Origin of the sequence: Sphingobium sp. B2D3C, from assembly GCF_025961835.1 — a bacterium.
Taxonomy (GTDB): domain Bacteria; phylum Pseudomonadota; class Alphaproteobacteria; order Sphingomonadales; family Sphingomonadaceae; genus Sphingobium.
This window is the reverse complement of sequence record NZ_JAOQOK010000001.1, coordinates 1406322-1427606: the sequence shown is the minus strand read 5'-3', so window position 1 is coordinate 1427606 and position 21285 is coordinate 1406322. Positions and strand designations below refer to the sequence as shown.

General features: G+C 63.3%; 22 protein-coding genes and 1 riboswitch. Of the genes, 12 read left to right on the top strand and 10 right to left on the bottom strand.

Annotated features, from left to right (window positions below; genetic code table 11):
• Positions 1–7 precede the first annotated feature (7 nt).
• The 7 genes from ligK to M2339_RS06600 all read left to right on the top strand — a co-directional run bounded on the left by ligK (position 8) and on the right by M2339_RS06600 (position 8892).
• Entirely contained in the window at positions 8–682 is a 675-nt protein-coding gene (gene ligK, locus M2339_RS06630) for a 4-carboxy-4-hydroxy-2-oxoadipate aldolase/oxaloacetate decarboxylase (RefSeq protein WP_319801029.1), read from the top strand.
• Between the two features lie 86 nt (positions 683–768).
• Positions 769–1035, top strand: coding sequence for a DUF2171 domain-containing protein (locus M2339_RS06625; protein WP_181559551.1), 267 nt, complete (start codon positions 769–771; stop codon positions 1033–1035).
• Position 1036: 1 nt separating this feature from the next.
• On the top strand, positions 1037–2311 hold the full coding sequence (egtB, locus tag M2339_RS06620) for an ergothioneine biosynthesis protein EgtB (RefSeq protein WP_264587130.1): 1275 nt from the start codon (positions 1037–1039) through the stop codon (positions 2309–2311).
• A 2-nt stretch (positions 2312–2313) separates the two neighbouring features.
• On the top strand, positions 2314–3303 hold the full coding sequence (gene egtD, locus M2339_RS06615) for an L-histidine N(alpha)-methyltransferase (RefSeq protein WP_413714743.1): 990 nt from the start codon (positions 2314–2316) through the stop codon (positions 3301–3303).
• Positions 3304–3562: 259 nt separating this feature from the next.
• Positions 3563–6505, top strand: a complete 2943-nt coding sequence (locus M2339_RS06610; protein ID WP_264587131.1) for a TonB-dependent receptor plug domain-containing protein — start codon at positions 3563–3565, stop codon at positions 6503–6505.
• 71 nt (positions 6506–6576) lie between these two features.
• Positions 6577–8253, top strand: a complete 1677-nt coding sequence (locus M2339_RS06605) for a CocE/NonD family hydrolase (protein WP_264587132.1) — start codon at positions 6577–6579, stop codon at positions 8251–8253.
• 222 nt (positions 8254–8475) lie between these two features.
• Positions 8476–8892, top strand: coding sequence for a MerC domain-containing protein (locus M2339_RS06600; RefSeq protein WP_264587133.1), 417 nt, complete (start codon positions 8476–8478; stop codon positions 8890–8892).
• Positions 8893–8898: 6 nt separating this feature from the next.
• On the opposite strand, the gene M2339_RS06595 is transcribed toward M2339_RS06600, so the two are convergent.
• The 3 genes from M2339_RS06595 to M2339_RS06585 all read right to left on the bottom strand — a co-directional run bounded on the left by M2339_RS06595 (position 8899) and on the right by M2339_RS06585 (position 10987).
• A complete protein-coding gene (locus M2339_RS06595) occupies positions 8899–9822 on the bottom strand; it encodes a homoserine O-succinyltransferase (protein WP_264588347.1) in 924 nt (307 codons plus the stop codon).
• A gap of 36 nt (positions 9823–9858) precedes the next feature.
• A riboswitch (SAM-I-IV-variant riboswitch) is annotated at positions 9859–9963 on the bottom strand.
• A 43-nt stretch (positions 9964–10006) separates the two neighbouring features.
• Positions 10007–10381, bottom strand: coding sequence for a nuclear transport factor 2 family protein (locus M2339_RS06590; RefSeq protein ID WP_264587134.1), 375 nt, complete (start codon positions 10379–10381; stop codon positions 10007–10009).
• A 12-nt stretch (positions 10382–10393) separates the two neighbouring features.
• The gene (locus M2339_RS06585) at positions 10394–10987 is read right to left on the bottom strand and encodes a LysE family translocator (RefSeq protein WP_264587135.1); all 594 of its coding nucleotides are present in this window, start codon (positions 10985–10987) and stop codon (positions 10394–10396) included.
• Between the two features lie 86 nt (positions 10988–11073).
• On the opposite strand from M2339_RS06585, the gene M2339_RS06580 reads away from it, so the two are divergent.
• Complete coding sequence (locus M2339_RS06580; RefSeq protein WP_264587136.1) at positions 11074–12462, top strand: PLP-dependent aminotransferase family protein; 1389 nt, start codon at positions 11074–11076, stop codon at positions 12460–12462.
• A gap of 14 nt (positions 12463–12476) precedes the next feature.
• Here M2339_RS06580 and M2339_RS06575 read toward each other — a convergent pair whose 3' ends face one another.
• The 7 genes from M2339_RS06575 to M2339_RS06545 form a co-directional block, all read right to left on the bottom strand.
• Positions 12477–13025, bottom strand: coding sequence for an AAA family ATPase (locus tag M2339_RS06575; protein ID WP_264587137.1), 549 nt, complete (start codon positions 13023–13025; stop codon positions 12477–12479).
• A gap of 9 nt (positions 13026–13034) precedes the next feature.
• On the bottom strand, positions 13035–13856 hold the full coding sequence (locus M2339_RS06570) for a 2OG-Fe dioxygenase family protein (RefSeq protein WP_264587138.1): 822 nt from the start codon (positions 13854–13856) through the stop codon (positions 13035–13037).
• Between the two features lie 24 nt (positions 13857–13880).
• Positions 13881–14363: a DUF421 domain-containing protein gene (locus tag M2339_RS06565; protein ID WP_264587139.1), complete on the bottom strand. Its 483-nt coding sequence runs from the start codon at positions 14361–14363 to the stop codon at positions 13881–13883.
• On the bottom strand, positions 14363–14875 hold the full coding sequence (locus M2339_RS06560; protein WP_264587140.1) for a hypothetical protein: 513 nt from the start codon (positions 14873–14875) through the stop codon (positions 14363–14365). The genes M2339_RS06565 and M2339_RS06560 overlap by 1 nt, the downstream gene beginning before the upstream one ends.
• Before the next feature lie 8 nt (positions 14876–14883).
• Entirely contained in the window at positions 14884–15369 is a 486-nt protein-coding gene (locus tag M2339_RS06555) for a CinA family protein (protein WP_264606271.1), read from the bottom strand.
• 238 nt (positions 15370–15607) lie between these two features.
• Entirely contained in the window at positions 15608–15793 is a 186-nt protein-coding gene (locus tag M2339_RS06550) for a hypothetical protein (protein WP_264606270.1), read from the bottom strand.
• Positions 15790–16530, bottom strand: a complete 741-nt coding sequence (locus M2339_RS06545) for a Crp/Fnr family transcriptional regulator (protein WP_264570211.1) — start codon at positions 16528–16530, stop codon at positions 15790–15792. The genes M2339_RS06550 and M2339_RS06545 overlap by 4 nt, the downstream gene beginning before the upstream one ends.
• A 266-nt stretch (positions 16531–16796) precedes the next feature.
• Between M2339_RS06545 and M2339_RS06540 the strand changes: the two genes are divergently transcribed.
• From M2339_RS06540 to M2339_RS06525, 4 genes are read left to right on the top strand one after another with little or no spacing between them, the layout of a single operon-like run.
• A complete protein-coding gene (locus M2339_RS06540; protein ID WP_413714742.1) occupies positions 16797–18884 on the top strand; it encodes a catalase in 2088 nt (695 codons plus the stop codon).
• 24 nt (positions 18885–18908) lie between these two features.
• Positions 18909–19451, top strand: coding sequence for a hemerythrin domain-containing protein (locus M2339_RS06535; protein WP_264587142.1), 543 nt, complete (start codon positions 18909–18911; stop codon positions 19449–19451).
• 54 nt (positions 19452–19505) lie between these two features.
• Positions 19506–20081: an SRPBCC family protein gene (locus tag M2339_RS06530; RefSeq protein ID WP_264587143.1), complete on the top strand. Its 576-nt coding sequence runs from the start codon at positions 19506–19508 to the stop codon at positions 20079–20081.
• Positions 20081–21271 carry a zinc-dependent alcohol dehydrogenase gene (locus tag M2339_RS06525; RefSeq protein WP_264587144.1) on the top strand — a complete coding sequence of 397 codons (1191 nt, stop codon included), beginning with the start codon at positions 20081–20083 and terminating at the stop codon, positions 21269–21271. Before M2339_RS06530 ends, M2339_RS06525 begins: the two co-directional genes overlap by 1 nt.
• Positions 21272–21285: the final 14 nt, after the last annotated feature.

Below are 21285 nucleotides of genomic sequence, written 5' to 3'. Positions count from 1 at the left end.
AGGAGCAATCATGGGTGTGGTCGTACAGAATATCGAACGTGCTGATCCTGAGGTGATTGACGGTTTGGCGGCGTGCGGTGTTGCGACGGTTCATGAGGCGCAGGGACGCACGGGTTTGCTGGCCAGCTATATGCGGCCCATCTATGCCGGCGCGCGGATCGCGGGCAGTGCAGTGACGATCAGCGCGCCTCCGGGCGATAACTGGATGGTGCATGTCGCCATCGAGCAGTTGAAGGCGGGCGACATCCTACTGCTGGCCCCGACCAGCCCGTGCGAGGATGGCTATTTCGGCGATCTGCTGGCCACCTCGGCGCAGGCGCGCGGTTGCCGTGGCCTGATCATCGATGCCGGCGTGCGCGATGTGCGCGACCTCACCGAGATGAACTTCCCGGTCTGGTCCAAGGCCGTCTATGCGCAGGGCACGGTCAAGAACACCCTGGGCAGCGTGAACATCCCGGTGGTCTGCGCCAACGCGCTGGTCAATCCCGGGGATGTGATTGTCGCTGATGATGACGGCGTGTGCGTCGTCCCCCGCGCCAACGCCGCCAAGGTGCTGGAAGCATCGCGGGCCCGTGAGGCGAACGAGGCTGGCAAGCGTACGCGCCTTGCAGCCGGAGAGTTCAGTCTCGACGTATTCGATCTGCGCCAGCGGATCATGGACGCCGGGGTGCGCTACGTCTGAGCCAAAGATTCGCTCGGATCGCCCTGCATCCAATATTGGCCTTGCGCGTTAGGCTATCGGGTTCCCGATCAAGCGTGGAGGCAATTGTGGCCGATCTCAGCAACGTCAAAGAGCATATGTCCATCATCGGCGCCGATGGCGTGCATATCGGCACGGTCGACCATGTCGAGGGTGACCGCATCAAGATGACGCGCGCGGACAGCGGCTCGCATGGCAAGCACCACCATTATCTGTCGGGCGGGCTCGTCGCAGAGGTGGAAGGCGACAAGGTGCGCTTGTCCGCAACCGGAGCAGCGGCCCTGCTGTTCGAAGAGGAGCAGGACGGGAAGCCGATTGCGGACATGAATCCCTGAGATGGCGAGCCGCGCGCAGGTCGCCGAGGCATGTTCTGCAGACCTGGCTGACCGCTTCCAATCTGTCCGCTCGCTTTCTGTCGATCTGGCGGCGCCGCTGAGCGACGCCGACGCGACGGTGCAGTCGATGCCCGATGCGTCGCCCGCCAAGTGGCACCTCGCTCATACGACCTGGTTTTTCGAAACCTTCCTGCTGCGCGACCATGTGCCGGGCTATGTCGCGCATGACGATCGCTGGGCCTATCTCTTCAACAGCTATTATGAAGCGGAGGGGCCGCGACACCCGCGTCCACACCGTGGCCTGCTCACCCGCCCGACACTCGCGGAGGTCCGCGACTATCGGGGGCGGGTCGATGAGGCGGTCCTGAATGCGATGCCTCGGCTTGCGGAGGCGTGCCCGGACTTGCTCACCCTCGGCCTCCATCATGAGCAACAGCATCAGGAACTGATGCTGACCGATCTCAAGCATCTGTTTTCCTGCAACCCGCTCGATGTCGCCCTGTGGCCTGCACAACCGCGAGGACATAGCGAGACCCCGGCCGTGCGCTGGATCGAGCGGCCGAGCGGCCTTGTCGAGGTCGGTCATGCAGATGGCGCTGGCACCTTCGCCTTCGACAATGAGCAGCCGCGTCACCCCCATTATCTTGCCCCCCATGTGCTCGCCAACCGGCCGGTCAGCAATGGCGAGTGGCGGGCGTTCATCAAGGATGGCGGCTATCGCACGGCATCCCTGTGGCTGTCAGACGGCTGGGATTGGTGCAATCGCGAGGGGATCGGCCGTCCACTCTACTGGCGGGAATCGGGTGGCGTCTGGGAGCAGTTCAGTCTTTCGGGCTGGCAGGCCTTGGATGATGCCGATCCGGTCACGCATATCAGCTTCTACGAGGCCGATGCCTTTGCGAGCTGGTCCGGCGCGCGCTTGCCCACCGAGCAGGAACTGGAAGTGGCGGCACAGGGTGCCGATCCTCACGGCGGCATCCAGCTTGACGGGCCGGGACCGGTCGCGCCGCGATGCCCGGAAGATGCGCCCGGCCTTCTCTCGCTGTTCGGCAATGTCTGGGAATGGACCGGTTCGGCCTATCGGCCCTATCCCGGCTTTCGCACCGCCGAGGGCGCGGTCGGCGAATATAATGGCAAGTTCATGAGCAGCCAGTTCGTGCTGAAGGGCGGGAGTTGCGCCACGCCGCGCGGCCATATGCGCGCCTCGTACCGGAATTTCTTTCACCCCCATCATCGCTGGCAGTTCACCGGACTGCGGCTCGCAAAGGACTGCTGACCATGGCGACGATGCCCAAACTCGATCTGCTGGACCGCTGCGCACCGGATGAAGGCACCAGTGCATTTTGCGAGGACGTCCTGTCGGGGCTTTCGCAACGGCAAAAGGCCATCCCGGCGCGCTGGTTTTACGATCTTGTCGGCTCGGAACTGTTCGAGGATATCACGCGGCTGCCCGAATATTACCCGACCCGCACGGAAGTCGGCTTGCTCAAGGCCCATTGCGGCGATGTCGCAGACGTGATCGGTGAGGGGCGGGTCGTTGTGGAGTTCGGCTCCGGGAGTTCGCTCAAGACCCCCCATCTGCTGCGGCAGGTCAGCCCTTCCGCTTATGTGCCGATCGATATTTCGGGGGAATTTCTCCTCCAGTCCAACGCCGATCTCGCGCAATTGCTGCCGGACCTGCCAATCTATCCGGTCGAAGCCGACTTCACCAAGACCGTGGCGCTGCCCTCCGCGCTGCGGGGCAGAGCGATGCTCGGCTTCTTTCCGGGCTCCACCATCGGCAATCTCGCGCCCTTCGCCGCGACAGACCTCTTGCGCTCGATGCGCGACACGCTCGGCCATGGCTCGTGGCTGCTCATCGGCATCGACCGGGTGAAGCCAATAGATCGCCTGATCGCGGCTTATGACGACGCGCAAGGCGTGACCGCTCAATTCAACCTCAACCTTCTGCACCGGATCAACCGGGAGTTGGGCGCCGACATTCCGGTCGACGATTTCCACCATGTCGCCCGTTGGAACCCCTCCGCGAGCCGGATCGAAATGCATCTGGAGGCGCAGCGGGACGTCGCGTTTCAGATTGAGGACCGCCTGTTCTTCATGCGCGATGGTGAAACCATCCATACAGAGAACAGCCACAAATATACCGAACAATCTGCCCGCGCCCTGCTTTCAGCCGGTGGCTGGACCCCCCAACAGGTTTGGACCGACGTCCGGGAGGACTTTCTCCTGATCCTCGCCGAGGCTGAGACTATTCCCCTCGCTCCCTGACCTCTCTGGGGGTTTTGGTGCTCAGAAACCCCCATCCGAGTGGACTTTTTCAACGCAAAGCGCCGGTTTTGTGACGGATATGTCACACCTCGCCAATGAGGCAGTTAACTCGCGCTAAAGGTGTTGAGGGATCAATTCTCCCTTGATAGTCCGTCATCGTTGTTTTTCCAGCATGTCGAACGGGGGCGGGCATTGTCTTTGCGCGCGCGTCGTTCGGCAATGCTTGTGCCTAGTGCCTGATCAGGAGAGGAGATTGTCCATGTCCCTATTCATTACCCGTTCGCGCGTTTTGAGGGCCGGTGCCGGTGCCAGCCTGAGCGCTCTCGCGCTCGGCATGGCTTTTGTCGCCACGCCCGCTTTCGCTCAGGACGCCGCGCAGCCGCAGGATGATGAGGCTGGTGAGGCGATCATCGTCACCGGCTCCCGCATCGCGCGCACCGGCTTCGATCAGCCCACGCCCGTCTCCGTCGTCGGCGGTGAGCAGATCGCGCGCCAAGCCGCCGTCAACGTCGCGCAGGTGCTGAACGAGCTGCCGTCCTTCCGTCCGCAGGCGACGCCGAGTACCAACGCGATCTTCGCCAACAACATCGGCGCCTCCACCGCCGACTTGCGCGGCCTCGGCGCCAACCGCACGCTCGTGCTCATCAATGGCCGCCGCGTGGTGGCTTCGACCGTGCAGGGCAGTTCCTTCGCCAATGCCGGCGCGGTTGACCTCAACATCATCCCGACCTCGCTGGTTGAGCGCGTCGACGTGGTGACCGGCGGTGCCTCGGCCGCTTACGGCTCGGATGCCGTCGCGGGCGTCGTCAACGTCATTCTCGACACCAACCTGACCGGCCTCAAGGGCTCGGCGCAGTACGGCATCAACGATGCAGGCGATGGCAAGGAATATCAGTTCGCGCTCGCCGGCGGCATGGGCTTTGCCGGTGGCCGTGGTCACATCGTCGCGGGCGTCGAATATTCCGATAATAAGGGCACGGGCGATTGCTACACCCGCGACTGGTGCGCGCTGGGCTACAACACGGTTGCCAATCCCTATCGTGTCGCGACCAATCCCTCGCTAGGCCGGGTGGCGCCGGGTCTGCCGGCAACATTGATCCTGCCGAACACGACCACCGGTTCTTCATCCTATAATGGTTTGATCCCGCTGGTTCCCAACACGCCGGCAAACGCTGCGCTGATTGCCTCGGGACTTCCGGGTCTGGAGTTCCGGTCCAATGGCACGACGGGTCGTCACGACTTTGGAACCTACTACGGCTCCGGCCTCTTTCAGAGCGGCGGCGGCGACGGGCGTCAGCCTTTTTACGATAACTTCCCCATCGCCGCGCCTGTCGAGCGTCTGAACGCCTTTGCTCATGCAAAGTTCGAGGTCGCAGACGGCATCGAGCTGTTCACCGAAGGCTCGTACAGCCGGGTGAACGGTTCCACCATCGGCGCTCAGCGCCGTGACCTCGGCAATCTGACGATCCGTCAGGACAATGCCTATCTCCCTGATTCCGTCGCGAATACCATGGCAACGTTCGGCCTCGCATCCATTCCCTTCGGGCGCGTGTGGGAGGATCTTGGACCGCAGCGTTCGACGGTGAAGCGTGACACCTACCGCGCGGTCGTGGGTATCAATGCTGAAATGTGGGGCGACTGGAAATTCGATGCTTATTACCAGTTCGGTCGCACCGATTACTGGCAGCGTGGTTACAACACCTCGATCACGCCGCGCATTCAGCTGGCGATCGATGCCGTCGATCAAGGTGAATTCACCACCGGCGTTGCGAATGGCAACATTGTCTGCCGCGGCACCCTACAGGGCGTTGCCGCTGCTGCAGGCTGTGTGCCTCTGAACCCGTTCGGCGAGGGTAATGTCTCGGCTGCGGCCAAGGCTTGGACGCACGGCACGGTTGAACAGGACACCCGCCTGACCCAGAACGTTGTGGCAGCCTCGATGAACGGTACGCTCTTCCAAGGTTGGGCTGGCCCGATCAAGGCGGCGACTGGCGTGGAATTGCGCCAGGACATCGCACGCGGCCGTGCCGACGCGATTTCCCGCGCGCTCCAGTTCTACACCGGTCCGGGTGCGCCGATCGATGGTAAGGTCGACATTTTCGAAGCATTCGGCGAGCTCGATGTGCCGCTCGCGCCAGGTGTGTTCTTTAACGGTGCCGTTCGCTACACCGATTATTCCACCAGCGGCGATGTGATTACCTGGAAGGCCGGCCTGGAAGCCGCGCCGCTCGACTGGCTGCGCTTGCGCGGTACGCGGTCGCGCGACATTCGTGCGCCCAATCTGTTCGAGCTGTTCGGCCCGACGCAGACTAGCTTCCAGAGCGTCAACCCGGCAGCCGGTGGCCAGGTGCTCGCCTCGGTACTGCTGGGCGGCAATCCCAATCTCGTCCCTGAAGAAGCGGATACCCTGACCTTTGGCGTGGTGCTCCAGCCCGACCTCGGCAGTGCTGGGCGCCTTCGGTTCTCGGTTGACTACTTCGACATCAAACTCAAGAACGCCGTTTCTCAACTTGGGGCGCAGGTGATCGTCACGGGCTGCGAAGTGAGCAAGATCGACACGCTGTGCGACCTCATCACACGCGCTCCGCTGCAGTCCGGTCAGACGCTGGGTACGATCCAGTCGATCACCAACCGCAACATCAATCTGGGTAGCCTCATCACGCGGGGCTGGGATATTGAGGCGGCCTACACGTTGCCGATCAACGTGTTGGGCGGTAGCGTTTCGTTGCGCGGCATGGCCACGATCATCGACGATCTGATCACCGACTCGGCAAGTGGCGTCATCGACCGTGCGGGCATGAATGGCTCGCCCGTGTCGCAGCCCTCGGGCATGCCGCGTTACATCATCAATGGCTATGTGACGTTCAACGCTGATCCTGCGACCCTGCAGGTTCAGGTGCGGCACATCTCCGGCGGTACCTATAACAATGCGCTCGTGGGGCCGGGCCAGTACGGCTACGACCCGAACCGTACGGACAGCATCAACGACAACTACATCGCGCCCTGGACCTATGTGAACCTGAACGGCAGCGTCGCGGTCTGGAACCGTGGCGACCAGAAGATGGAGATCTTCGGCGCGATCAACAATCTGTTCGACAAGGATCCGCCGGTGGACGCACCGTCCAGCTTCGGTCCGACCAACAACGTGCTGTATGACGTGGTTGGCCGTTCCTACCGCATCGGTGCCCGGTTCAAGTTCTGATCCATTAATGATGTGCCCGGCGGTCCAACCGATCGCCGGGCATTTTTAATTTCCAGACGAGAGGATAGTCGATGAGCGATACGGCCGGCTTCACGCTGATCATGCAGGATAGCATTGATCCCACGACAGCACCGGGCAAGCCGCCTCTGCCGCCCATCGCCCATGAGCAGTGGGAAGAGGACGGCCTCCTCATCGATCGCAATATCCAGGTGACGCTGCGCGACGGCGTTCACATCTATGTCGATCTCTATCGTCCCGCCGATGCCGCCGACGGCCCGCTGCCCGTGCTGCTGGGGTGGAGCCCTTATGGCAAGCATGGCCTGTCCGATAAGCTCTTCCCGCCTCATTCGGGCGTGGAGGCGGGCTGGATGTCCCGCTTCACCGCCTTTGAGGCGCCCGATCCGGCCTTTTGGTGCGCGCACGGCTATGCCGTCTGCAATGCGGACTCGCGCGGCATGTGGCAGTCCGAAGGCGAGGTGCGCCACAACGGCCTTGGCGAGGGGGAAGATTGCTACGACCTCATCGAATGGCTCGGCGTGCAGGATTGGAGCAATGGCAAGGTCGGCATGACCGGCGTCTCCTATCTCGCGGCGATCCAGTATCTCGTCGGTCAGCTCAAGCCGCCGCATCTGGCCGCCATCAATCCGTGGGAAGGCTTCTCGGACTGGTATCGCGAGTTTGCCTATCATGGCGGCATTCGCGAGACGGGCTTCCTGCCGCGCGGCAGCAGCAATCTGCGCTTTGGCCATCAGCGCTACGAGGATACCAACGCCAATGTGCAAGCGCACCCCTTGTACGATGCCTATTGGGCCAGCAAGGAAGTCGACCTGTCGGCCATCGACATTCCGGCGCTGGTGGTGGGCAGTTGGGCCGATCAGGCGCTGCATACCCGTGGCACCTTCGAGGCCTTCCGGCAATTCTCTTCGCCGGACAAATGGCTGATCGGCCATGGCCGCAAGAAATGGGCGCACTACTACATGCCCGAGAGCAAGGAACTGGCCCGCATCTTCTTCGATCGCTATCTCAAAGGCGTCGAGAGCGGCCTTGCCGACTGGCCCAAGGTGCTGCTCGAAGTCCGCGAAAGCGCGCAGACATGGACCATGCGCGGCGAGCAGGAATGGCCGCTGGCACGCACGGTCTACACGCCGCTCTATCTCGATGCCGCGACCGGCACGATGCAGGGCGAGCCCGTGGGCAATGCAGCCAGCGCCTCCTATGATCCGCTCGACGAAGCCGGCGAGGCCCGCTTCGATATCCGCTTCGACACGGATACCGAGCTGACCGGCTATATGAAGTTGCGCCTGTGGGTGGAAGCGCAGGGCGCGGACGACATGGATCTGTTCGTCGCGCTGCAGAAGCTCGATGCCGATGGCAATGCGGTGGGCATGACCTTCTACGCCTTTTTCGAAAATGGTCCGGTAGCATTGGGTTGGCTGCGCGCCAGCCATCGCGCCCTGGATGAAGCACGCTCGACGCCGTTCCAACCGGTCCACAGCCATCTCGTTGAGGAGCCGCTGGAGCCGGGCGTTCCGGTGCCGGTCGATATCGAGATCTGGCCGTCCTCCACGCTGTTCCGGGCGGGCGAGCAATTGCGCGTCGTCGTGAAGGGCATGGATATCTATCGCGAGGGCCTGCCGATGCTGCCCTTCGCGCGCCACGAAGAACTGCGCAACGCCGGCACGCATATCATCCGCACCGGTGGTCAGTATGACAGCCACCTGCTGGTGCCGGTCATCCCCAAGGCTTGAGTGCGAACGCCCGCGACGCGGAAATTCTGCGTCGCGGGCGCGCTTGCGCAGTCTCACTGCTGGTGGAACTGAGAGGGTAGGCGGCCCCGCGTTGTTCAGGCGTTTGCTCCCTGATTGGCGGCGCGTAGCGTTTGAATAGCGGGCTGCTTCAGAGGTAGCGTTCCGACCAATTAAATGCCTCCATGCCTTGAAAGACATGATATACCATATCATAATGGTGGCATGGAATTGAATCACGCAGCCGCCGCATCTCCCCTCACGCAAACCCGGAGCAGAAACGACTGGCTGGATGGCTTTGCCGTCTGCGCCTCCGTCGCCTGCATGATCCACTGTCTGGGACTGCCGCTGCTGCTGGCAGCCCTCCCGGCCTTCGCCGATCAGATCGATCCGGGCGAGAGCTTCCACGCGATCGTCCTCGCGCTCGCGGTGCCGACCAGCGCCTTGGCGCTGGTGAGTGGTTGGCGCAGGCATCGTGCGTCCGTGCCCTTGGCGATCGGCACGGTCGGCCTGGCGCTGATGGCGGTCGGCATCCTGTTCGCCAGCCGGGAGATTCTGGAAACGGCGATCACGGTCTCCGGCAGTTTGCTGCTCGCGGGCGCACACATCGCCAACTGGAGGCTGCGCGCGCGGAACCGGTGATGTCCTTCACGACACTGGCAGTGGCTCCCGCCCGACATGCGCGAGGTCGAACGCGGTGGTTTGATAGGCCTCGTTGATCCAGTTGGCGAACAGCAGATGGGCGTGGCTCCGCCAGCTGTTCAGCGGCGGACGCGTTGGGTCATTCTGCGGGAAATAGTCGACAGGCAAACAGGCCCCGCCATCGCGGGCATATTCCCGCGCGAGCGTCTCCGTATCATATTCCAGATGGTTGAACATGTGGAGCATGTGCCGGGGCTCGTCATAAACCAGACCCGCGCCTGTTCCGGGCGCATCGGCCAGGACCTGCAGATGCGGCGCCGTCTCCAGCTCCATCCGCGGCACCTCGGTCCAGCGCGACACCGGCACGTCGAACACGTCGGACATGCCCCGCAGATATGGCGAGGTCGGCAGGCGATTGCGATGCGGGAAGATCCCGAACGCCTTCTGCTCCAAGGTGCGCTTGCGTAGGCGATGGAAGTGATAAAGCGCCGCCTGCGCCGCCCAGCAGATTGTCAAGCTGCGGTGGACATGCGTCTGCGTCCAGTCGAAGATGTGGGTCAGCTCCGGCCAGTAGCGTACATCCTCATAATCGAGCCGCTCCACTGGCGCCCCGGTGATGATGAAGCCATCGAACCGCTCATGGCGTACCGCGCTCCACGGGCGATAAAAGGCAGCCATATGATCGGCGGAGGTATTGCGGGTGGCATGATCCGTAATCCGCACCAGCGTCAGCTCGATCTGGAGCGGCGTGGCGCCGAGCAGCCGGGCAATTTGCGTCTCGGTGCTGATCTTGTCCGGCATTAGGTTCAGCAGGCCGATCCGTAGTGGCCGGATGTCCTGCCGCGTGGCGGTGCCTTCGTCCATCACGAGGACGCCTTCCGCTTCCAGGGTACGGCGGGCGGGGAGGTGGTCTGGTATCTTGATCGGCACGGTGCGTCGGTCCTTGTCCGGGTCGACGCTGAGTGGCTTGATCCGCATAATTGCCGTTCGGCCACATCCTCCTTGCGGAGTGCCACCTTGCCCGGATTGGCAGGTTGGCGTTGGGCGTCGCCCCAACTCTTGATGTACGGATACTGCTAGACGCTCGCGCGGGCTTTGGCAACCGCACCTGCTATCAGTCTGTGAGATCGATGCCGAAAAAGGCCTCGCCTTCCACCTGCTTGCCATCGACGAACCGCATCGTCTCCAGCGCGCGCCGGGATCGGCCGTTCCGCTGCGCGAGATAATGCACGTCCAGCACCTGTGCCTCGATGTCGCACACCGCCGCGATCAGGGTGAAGTGCATGTCCGTCGTGGCCGCAAGCGCATCGGACCAATAAGCGCGCAACGCTGCCTTGCCCTCGATAATGGGCGAGCCGGCAATCTCCCTGGCCAAGGGACTGATGAAGTGCGCGTCCTCGGCGAAGTGCGAAAGCACCGCCTCCAGATCGCGCGCGTTCCAGTTGGCGATCCACTGGGTCGCAAAGCGCATCATTTCGTCGCGTGTCACGCGTCCAGCTCCCTAGATCAGAAACAGCAGAGCGGTGAGCGCCGTCATGATAGCCATGGTCCGCACGAACATGGTCATGGCCTTGCGACTCTCGAGCAGTTCACGCGCGCCGGCGCCCATGGCCGCCCAGCCCGCGATGGAGGGCAGGCCGACCAGCGAGAAAGCCGCGACGATCACCGCAAGCTGCAGGCCCAGCGGCCGATCCGGCACGGTAAAGGTGGCGATGGCCGGCACCGTGATCGCCCATGCCTTGGGATTGATAAACTGGAAGGCCGCCGCCTGCCAGAAAGTCATCGGATGCGCGCCTTCACGCCGGGCCATGCCTTCGGACTGCCAGAGTTTCACTGCAAGCCAGGCCAGATAGGCTGCGCCCACGATGCGCAGCACCCAGCGCAGGATCGGCCAGGCTTCGAAGATCGCGCCAAGGCCCAGCCCGCTCAAGGCCAGCATCGCCGCACAACCGAAATTGATGCCGAAGATATGGGGCAGCGTCCGCCGGAATCCGAACACCAGCCCGGATGAGGCGAGCATGATGTTATTGGGGCCAGGCGTGGCCGTGCAGACGAAACTGTAGAGCGCCAAAGGCGCGAGCAGGCTGGTATCCATGATGATCTCCCGCTTCCGGAAATGATCGCGATTGATCCATGTGTCAAATGTGATATTGCACCGGTTCAATCGAGCGAGGATGATGAATGAAGGACTGGCGGCCGCAGGTGTCGGGCGACGATGCACCGATGTACGAGCGTCTTGTGGCAGCGCTGGAGCGCGATGTGCGCGAGGGGCGGCTCGTCCCGGGGGATCGCCTTCCGCCGCAGCGCGACCTTGCCCATCGCTTGGCGCTGAGTGTCGGGACGGTCAGCCGCGCTTATGTCGAGGCGGAACGGCGGGGCTTTATCTCCAGCCATGTCGGGCGCGGTTCCTTCGTTGCGGACCGGGCGCGGCCGCAGTCGCCGGCCGAGGCGGGCGGGCCATTGGACATGGCGCGGAACATTCCGCCGCTCGCGCCTGCCGAGCGCTGGATCGGCGAAGGGTTGAGCCGTGTGCGACAGCGCGCGGATCTGGCGACAGCCGTCAATTATGCCCCGCCCGAGGGGCTTGAATCCATCCGGGAGGCCGGAGCCTCCTGGCTCCACCGTCGCCATGGCGTTCAGCGCGCCACGCGGGATCGCGTGATTCAGTGCAATGGCGGGCAACACGGCCTTGCGCTTGCCTTCGCAGCGCTGGCGCGGCCCGGCGATACGATCTTGTGCGAGGCGGCTACCTATCCCGGCATCCGGACGCTGGCCGATCATGCCGGCTATCGCCTGCGCGGTGTCGCCATGGATCAACGCGGGCTCGAGCCCGAGGCACTGGCCCGCGCCGCCCGCGAGACCGGTGCGCGGGTGGTGGTGTTGATCCCGACCCTGCAGAACCCTACCACCATCACGCTCGATGCCGCGCGACGCGCAGAGATCATCGAGGTGGCGCGCGCGCGGGATCTGATGATCGTCGAGGACGATGCCTATCGCGTGTTCGCGGATCGCGATGCCCCGGAGAGTTTCGCCGATCTGGCGCCCGAGCGCACGCTGATGGTCGCCGCCGTGTCCAAGGCCGTCGCGCCCGGCCTTCGCCTCGGCTTTCTGCTGCCGCCGGCGGATGCCGAGATTCGCGATCGATTGCTGCTCGGTGTCCGCGCCTTTGGTTATACGCCGCCGTCCTTGGGCGGTCTGGTGTTCAGCCAGTGGGAGCAGGATGGCACGGCCGATCGCATCGCCGACGAGCTGGTCGCCGAGACGGAGGTGCGGGCGCAGCTTGCCCGCGACATTCTCGGCAAGACCATGGCCGTTCCCGGCGCGTCGCGCAGCTTGCATGTGTGGATGCCGATGCCGATGCTCGATGCCGAGCGCCTGAGCGCCCGCGCCCTGCGTGCCGGCATTGCGCTCACCCCGCCCGATGCGCCGGCCGTCGATCCCTGTGCGCCCTCGGGCGTGCGGCTGTGCCTCGGCGCAATCCCGTCACGGGATCGTCTGGAACAGGCGCTTCACGAGGTGGTGGAGATGCTGACGCCGGCGGGCGACAGCGCCGCGCGAGGGCTGGTGTAAAGCGCGGTCGTCGGTCAGGCTGAGGCGTTGGCGCTGATCCTGCGCAGCACGAAATCCGCGCGCTCGTCCGGAGTCGTAAACGGTAGCGGCACGAGATTATATCCAAGGTCGGAATAAACCCGGGCCATGACCTCATGGGTTGCCAAGGCTTCCGACCAGTCCTGTTTGCGCTCGGCATCCTGCGCATAAATGTCCGCCCAGGGCGGGGCGATGAAGACGTCGTTATTGTAGCGGTGCGCGCTGGCGGTCCGCTCCAGATCGTGCGGAATGGAAAGACCGCACAGAGTACGATAACCGATGACATCCGGGATGCCCCGGTCGAAGAGGATCGGGCCGAATTGTCCCTTTGCGGTCTCATAGGACGTCACGTCGAAGGCCAGCATCTTCTCCGCAAACGCCTCCCGGTCGGCCCAGGGCAGGGCGCTGCCGCCTGCGGCCATCTGTTGCTGGATGATCGCGCGCCCGGCCTCGGCCATGGTCGCGATGCCGTGCCGCGCCAGCCCATCGAGCAGTGTGGTCTTGCCCGATCCGGGGCCGCCGGTGACGATGAAGAAGCGATCCACGCCGGCCGTTCAGCGCCCCGCGGCGTTCGCGAAGGTCAGGACCAGCGTATCCCGCCAGGCCGGCAGATCCCCGGCTTCCGATTGGATCGGCGTGGTTCCGTGGCGCACCTGTCCGTCATCGAGGAGCAGCGCCTCGCCGGCGTGCGCGAGCCGGTGTTCGAGCAGGCATGCGCCCGAAACAGTTTCGACGCGGGTCGTGCCGCCGGAATAATTGCTGCCGCCGACCAGCAGGATCAACACCCAGTCGCGTCCATCCTGATGCATCCCCTCCGGCGTCGGAAGGCCGGGGAGGTCGGGCAGGGCCTCGATGCGAAACTGATGGGCTTCGACCATCCATGCGTGCTCTTCGCAACCGCTGGCCTGCGAAATGCGCGCCGCAGTATTCCGCATCAGATCGCGCAATAGCGCGCTCTCGGCCTGTTCGTCCGCCACTGGTGCAAACCAGCGTTCGACGCCGCCATTCAAGGGATTGTGATCGCGATCCTGATAATGGGCGCGATGCGGCAGGCGCGCGCAGGCGTCGCCATCGATCTCAAAGGCAGCGTAGCGGCGGCGGCGATAGGTTCCGCCATCGGCCATCCACATGTCGCAGGGCAGCTCATCCCAACTTTGCGCGAACGAGCGCCATTCGGGCCGAGTAGGGAGCGCCAAGTCGCCGGGCTGCAGCAGCAGGGCTGTGGGACGAGTCAGGGTCTCGATGCGTGGCCTCATAGCGTGAGGCCAGCTATACGGTGAATGCGCATGATTGAACCAATGCATTAGTTCGTTTGGTCGGCGGACCTGCTGATACAATGACGCCGGCCTGTGGGCAACCCTGCCGCGCTCGTTCATCGGTCGCGCAGTCAGTTGAGCCTATCAAACGGCCTTGTCATCATCTTCCTGCTTGGCCGGCCCATCGTCCTTCTTCGCGATGAAGCTCATTTTGCCATTGGGTTCGAGGATGGCCCAGGCGACCTCGGATATGTTGGCGATACCCGCCAGCCGCATCTCGATTTCAACCTCGGCCCGGGTCACCCGATCACGGCGCATATTGGGGGTAATCAGTTCCCCATCCTTGATCAGCACGCGCGGCACGCCTTCCAGCAGCCGCTCGGCGCGGGGGGAAAGATAGATGATCCAGCTCAGCGCCAGCGCCCAGAAGGCAATGGTGCCAATGGCGAGCGCGGCGCCGGTCATGCTGAGATCATTGTGGGTGATGCCCTGCTGGACGAGATCGCCCATCACCACCAGCAGCACCAGTTCGAACGGCGTGACCTGGCTGAGCTCGCGTTTGCCCAGCAGCCGGAGCAGCATGTACATGATGAAGAACATCACGCTGGCGCGCAGAATGATATCCATCAGGGCAAGACCTTGATGTGGACGGGCAGGGCAGCGAGTTCGCGCTCCCCGTCGAGGGCGGCGATCTTGCCGCGCGTGCCGGCGAACAGCGGCGGGTTGATCTGCCCGTCGATCTTAAAGCGGAAGGTCTCGCCGGGCTTCGCCGCGCCGAACGAGAAATGCCGAGAGCCGTCCTTATAATGCTCCTCGCTTGCGGCCGGAATCATCGTGTTGATCGTCATCTCCCGCCAGAGGTCATCCGACACGGCAATCACCAGATCCCCGATCGGTTTGCGCGGCGTCACTTCGACGATGGTCTCGAAAACCATGCCGTTGCGCAGCGTTTCCGGCGTTTGCACGACGAAGGTGATGCGGTCGTTCGAGCTTTTGCGCACGACAGGGGCCTGCCCCGCAAACAGGCCGGTCAGGCCGGCGCCCAAGATCACCGTGAGCAGGACCAGCGGCCAGGGATTTGCCCGCCGGCTGTTGCTCTCATGCTCTTGCGTGATGCCATCGGGTGCCGGTGTCGCCATGGGCGGCCTCACGCGGCCCGCTGCGGATCGGTGGCCACCTCGGCGAGCATCTCGCTCAACATGGTGAGCGCAACGCGCAGGCATTCGATCCTGATCGCGCCGCGTCCGATGTCGCCGAAATGATGGACGCTGTGGCGCGTCTCCGCCCCATGCGCGGCGCAGGCGAAATGGACCAGCCCCGGCTCATCGTCGGAGGCGCCGGGGCCGGCAAAGCCGGTGATCGCAATCGCCAGTCGCGCTTTGGAGCGGCGCAAGGCCCCTTCAGCCATCGCGCGCGCGACGGGTTCGCTCACCGCGCCGTAATCCTCGACAAGCTTATGGCTGAGCCCGAGCAGATCGCATTTGGCATCCTTGCTGTAGACGACGAAGCCCCGGTCAAAGGCATTACTGGTCCCCTCGATATCGGTCAGCAGCGATGCGAGCAGGCCCCCGGTGCAACTTTCTGCGGTGGCGATCCCGATCTCCGCCTGACTGGCGGTTTCGAGCACGGCCATGGCTGCCGCAATGATGCCATCGGGTAATGCTGGGGACAGGGTCTCGGCATCCGAATCTTCTGAGGGTTTCTCCTGCGGAAACATCATCTTTCGACCTGTTGTCCTTATCGCTGGAGAGAAACTTCCATCCGGTCGACATCGTTCCCGGCGCCGGGATCTCCGCGAGAAGCCAAACAGGCGCTCGGCGCGGCCCGTGGCCGTCCCAGTCCAAGCTTGCGTGGCATCTGAGATCGCGCAGTTATTTGGTCTTCTGATGCCTTTGCGCTTCCTCGCCGGCTTCGATCAGTCTCTCGCCCGTGGCAACGGCTGCGTCCGCCGTCATGGTGACAGCGATCCCACCCGGACCCTCGAGGATGACATGATCCTCCTCGGCCGTGGCGACGCCGGGTTCGGCATAAGGCTCGATTGGGGAGTGGACAGTCATGCTGGTCCTCCTTGCTGGATATCTGCGCAGGGGGCGAGATACAGATAATCTGATGAAAAATTGCCCCGGCGGGCCAGACCGGCATAGTCGTTGATCTGGACCAGTGAGGCGTGCCTCTCGCACAGTCCGGCTTCTCTTAATTGGCGGAGCACCCGATTGGTGTGAACGGTAGTCAGGCCGCAAATCTCGGCAATGTCGCCCTGCGTGAGGGTCAGCACGAAGCGATGGCCGTCCGATAATCCCACTGCATAGAGGCGGGCATTCATCTCGCACAGGAAATGCGCCACGCGCCCGACCGCGTCGAGCCTCCCGACCCGGAACAACCAGGCACGATGAAGGGCGGCATCGATGAGCGTCGAGAACCACAACTTGCGCGCCAGATCGGGCCGGGGGTCGAGTACTTCCCTCAAGGCTTTGTGCGGCACGATGGCGATGCTCGCGGTCGTGAGCGTGCCGATGGCATGGTCCAGCTCCCGCATGGGATAAGCATGGAGATCAACGAATTCGCCAGGCACATGGATGGCGACGAGTTGCCGCAAGCCTTTGCGATCATCGATATAGCGCGACATGATCCCTTCGACCAGGAAGCTGCTGACATCCACAATCTGACCCGCGTCGACAATCGTCGTGCGGGGTTCAAAGGTGCGAACCTCGAGAATCGTGTCTTCGAGCGCGGCTCGTTCTTCCGGCGTCAGGGCAACGCCGCGGCGGTTTGCAAGGAGGCGATCCATCAACATCGAGTGGCTAACGGATAAGCCGCGCTGGCGATCCAGCCCCGATCGGCTTTCACTATGATCAATGTTAATTCCTAGCCTTAACAGGCAACTGTCATCCGGACGGCGTGTTGGTGAAGCACGAGACGAACTCGTTCACATCCCAGCAATGACAAGGAACCGCGATGGCGAAACAGGCAACGCGTGCGGCGAAAGGCCGTGCGCCGATGAAATCCGATCAGCAGCGGTCATCGGCAAACAGCCCTTCTGCAGATGCCGCCTTTGAGGACATGCCTGTTTTTGAAGGACCGATGGGCGAGGGTGGCGAGACGCGGCAGACCGCTGGCGGTGATGTCGCGACGCTGACGACCGCGCAGGGCGTTCCCGTTTCCGATGACCAGAACAGCCTCAAGCAGGGCGCGCGCGGCCCCGCGCTGCTGGAAGACTTCCATTTTCGCGAGAAGATGTTCCACTTCGATCATGAGCGTATCCCGGAGCGCGTGGTTCATGCGCGCGGTTATGGCGCCCATGGCTTTTTCGAGCTGACAGACAGCCTGTCCGACATCACCCGTGCCGATCTCTTCCAGCGGGTAGGCGAGCGGACCGAGGCCTTCGTTCGCTTCTCGACCGTGGCCGGGTCCAAGGGCTCGTTCGATCTCGCGCGCGATGTGCGCGGCTTTGCGGTGAAGCTCTACACCAAGGAGGGGAATTGGGACCTCGTTGGCAACAATATCCCGGTCTTCTTCATCCAGGACGCGATGAAGTTTCCCGACCTGATCCATGCCGCCAAGCCCGAGCCGGATCGCGCCTTTCCGCAGGCCCAGACGGCGCACGACAATTTCTGGGACTTCATCAGCCTGACGCCGGAATCGATGCACATGGTCATGTGGATCATGTCTGACCGGACCATCCCGCGCTCCTTCCGCTTCATGGAAGGCTTTGGCGTCCACACCTTCCGGCTGGTCGATGCAGACGGAAAGTCGACGTTCGTCAAGTTCCACTGGAAGCCCAAGCTGGGCCTTCAGTCGGTGGCCTGGAACGAAGCGGTCAAGATCAACGGCGCCGACCCCGACTTCCACCGGCGCGACCTCTGGGCCGCCATTGAAGCCGGCGATTTTCCCGAATGGGAACTGGGCCTCCAGCTCTTCGATCAGGAATTCGCTGACAGCTTCGATTTCGATGTGCTCGATGCCACCAAGATCATCCCCGAGGAACTGGTGCCGATCCGCGTCGTGGGTCGTCTGGTGCTCGATCGTCTGGTCGATAACTTCTTCGCCGAGACCGAGCAGGTCGCCTTCTGCACCCAGAATGTCGTGCCCGGCATCGACTTCAGCAACGACCCGCTGCTGCAGGGGCGCAATTTCTCCTATCTGGATACCCAGCTCAAGCGCCTCGGCTCGCCCAATTTCACGCATCTGCCGATTAATGCACCGCGCTGCCCGTTCGCGCATTTCCAGCAGGATGGACATATGGCGATGCGCAATCCCATCGGTCGCGCCAATTATGAGCCCAATAGCTGGGGCGCGGAAATCGGCGGTCCGCGTGAGGACCCGCAGCGCGGCTTCAAGAGCTATGCGGAGCCGGCCGACGGCGACAAGCTGCGCATTCGCCCGGAAAGCTTTGCCGATCATTATAGCCAGGCCACGCAGTTCTATGCGAGCCAGACGTTGATCGAGCAAAAGCATATCGGCGATGCGCTGGTGTTTGAGCTCTCGCGCGTTGAGCGCCCGGACATCCGCTCACGGATGGTTTCGCATCTGCTGAACATCGATGCGGACCTCGCGGCAACCGTCGCAGACGGGCTGGGGCTTGCCATGCCGCAGGCGGCGACCGCAGCGGTCCAGCCGCGGACCGACCTGGCCCCATCCGACGCGTTGAGCATCATCAAGCGCGGGCCGCAGAGCTTTGCCGGCCGAAAGCTGGGCCTGCTGGTGACGGACGGCGCCGACGCGACGCTCGTCCAGGCGATCATCAATGCGGTCGATGAAGCCGGTGCGATGATCGAGTTCATTGCCCCCAAGATCGGCGGGGTCACCTTGTCGGACGGTAAGATCCTTGGCGCCCACTACAAGGTGGATGGCGGGCCTTCGGTCCTGTTCGATGCCGTCGCAGTCGTCGCCTCGGCCGAGGGCGGGCAGTTGCTCGCGCTCGATGCCACGGCGAAGGACTTCGTGACGGACGCTTTTGCCCACTGCAAGTTCATGGGCCTGAGCAAGGAAGCAGAGCCGCTGCTGACCAAGGCCGGTCTGATGCCCGACCTCGATGAAGGCTGCTTCGCCCTCAAGAGCAAATCCGATGCGACGGCATTCGTCGCGGCGCTGGCGCCGCTGCGGTTCTGGGCACGCGAGCCGCTCGTCGATCTCGATGCCGTTGCCTGAGTTCCTTCCAAAAGGAGATTAATCATGTCCATCATCGATAAGGTCATCGCCGCTGTCGACCCGCCCGAAAGCGAGGAGGCGCGGGCCGAGGCCCGGGCCAAGGCCGAGGAGCTTGCGACGCGCGGCAGCTGGCTCGCGCATATTCTCGATCATCATCGGCAGATCGAGGCTCTGTTCGCAGCCGTGAAGGCCGCAACCACGGCCGAGACGCGTCGCGATGCGCAGGAGCGGCTGGCGCTGCTCCTCACGGGCCATTCCATCGCGGAGGAAGCGGCGATCTATCCCGCGCTGGCCGCGGACAAGCAGGTCGGCCATGCCGAGCTTGCCTATCAGGAACAATCCGCCGCCAAGATGGAGATGGGTCTGCTGGAACGGCTGGACCCGATGAGCCAGGATTATCTCGACAAGCTCGAGCATATCCGCGGCGCGGTCGCCCATCACATCTATTCCGAGGAGGGAACCTGGTTCCCCAAGCTGATGGAGGACGTCTCGTCCAGCGAGCAGGCGATGATCACCCGCCGCTATTCTGAGGAGTTCGTCCGATATGTGGGCAACGGTCCCAGCTGAGACGCGTTGACTAATCATACGCTCACTGAGCCAACCCGCGACAGGAGAAGTAGAATGCCCGATGCGCGCGACGACGCACCGCTGACGACCTCCAAAGATGGCCACGCGGTCGATGAGGCCGCGGCGACCCTGGTCGAACCCAAAGGCGACAGTCTGGTCGGCCGCTCCGTGACGATCAATCGCTCCCGTGCGGAGCTGTACGCTTACTGGCGCGACTTCACTCGGCTGCCGACCTTCATGGACAATGTCGTGCGGGTCGACATGATCGACGATGTGACCAGCCATTGGGTGGTGAAGGCGCCCGGCGGCCGGACCGTCGAGTGGGATGCAGTCATCACCGAAGAGCAGCCCGACGCGTTCATCGCATGGGCCTCGACGGATGGCGCCGACGTGCCGAATAGCGGTCGCATCGATTTCCGCGATGCAGGCGCGCGCGGCACCGTGGTCACGGCGACGATCCTCTACGATCCGCCCGCAGGGTTCATCGGCAAGGTCATCGCCAAGATGTTCCAGCGCGAGCCGGCCATTCAGGCCCGGCGCGACCTGCGGCGCTTCAAGCAACTCATGGAAACCGGCGAGATCGCCACGTCGGCGTGGACGCACAAGCAACTGGAAGAGGAGACGGCCTGATGCGCGCGCTCACCTGGCACGGCAAGCATGACGTCCGCGTGGACACCGTGGACGATCCCGAAATCATCAATCCGCGCGATGCGATCATCAAAGTCACATCCACCGCAATCTGCGGCTCGGACCTGCACCTCTACGATGGCTACATTCCCACGATGAAGTCCGGCGACATTCTCGGCCATGAGTTCATGGGCGAGGTGGTCGAGACCGGACCCGGCTCGACGCTCCAAAAAGGGCAGCGGGTGGTCGTGCCGTTCACCGTTGCCTGCGGGAGCTGCTACCATTGCGGCAAGCACCAATATTCCGCCTGCGACAATTCCAACCCGGCCGACAATCAGGACATCGCACAGACGCTCTACGGTCAGCCGATGAGCGGGCTGTTCGGCTATAGCCACATGACAGGCGGCTATGCCGGCGGGCAGGCGGAATATGTCCGCGTGCCATTCAGCGACGTTGGCCCGATCGTCATTCCCGATGGGATCGACGACGACAAGGTGCTGTTCCTGTCCGACATTCTGCCGACAGGCTGGCAGGCCGCGGAGTTCGCGCAGATCGAGCCCGGCGATACGGTCGCTGTCTGGGGATGCGGGCCGGTCGGACTATTCTGCGTGCAGGCGGCTTTCCTGATGGGCGCCGAGCGGGTGATCGCAATCGATCATTTCCCCCGCCGCCTTGAGCTGGTGGCAAAGTTTGGCGCAGAAACCATCAACTTCGAGGAGAGCAAGACCTACGAGGCGCTGATGGAGATGACCGGCGGCATTGGCCCCGACGCCTGTATCGACGCGGTCGGCCTGGAGGCGCACGGTCTTTTCGCCGACAATGTCTGGGACCAGATCAAGGTCTCCACCTTTACAGGCACCGACCGCACCCATTCGATCCGCCAGGCGATCATTGCCTGCCGCAAGGGTGGCCGCGTGTCGATGCCGGCGGTCTATGGCGGCTTCGTCGACAAGTTTCCGCTCGGCGCCTTCATGGAGAAGGGGCTGACGCTCAAAACCGGTCAGACCCATGTGCAGCATTATCTGCCGGGCCTGTTGAATGCGATCATGGAGGGGAAGATCGATACCACCTTCCTCATCAGCCACCGCATGCCGCTGAGCGAAGCCCCGCAGGGCTATAAGATGTTCCACGATCAACAGAACGAAGTGACCAAGGTGGTGCTGAAACCGGGGCTCGACCGGGTCGCCGCATGACTCATGCAAGGAGA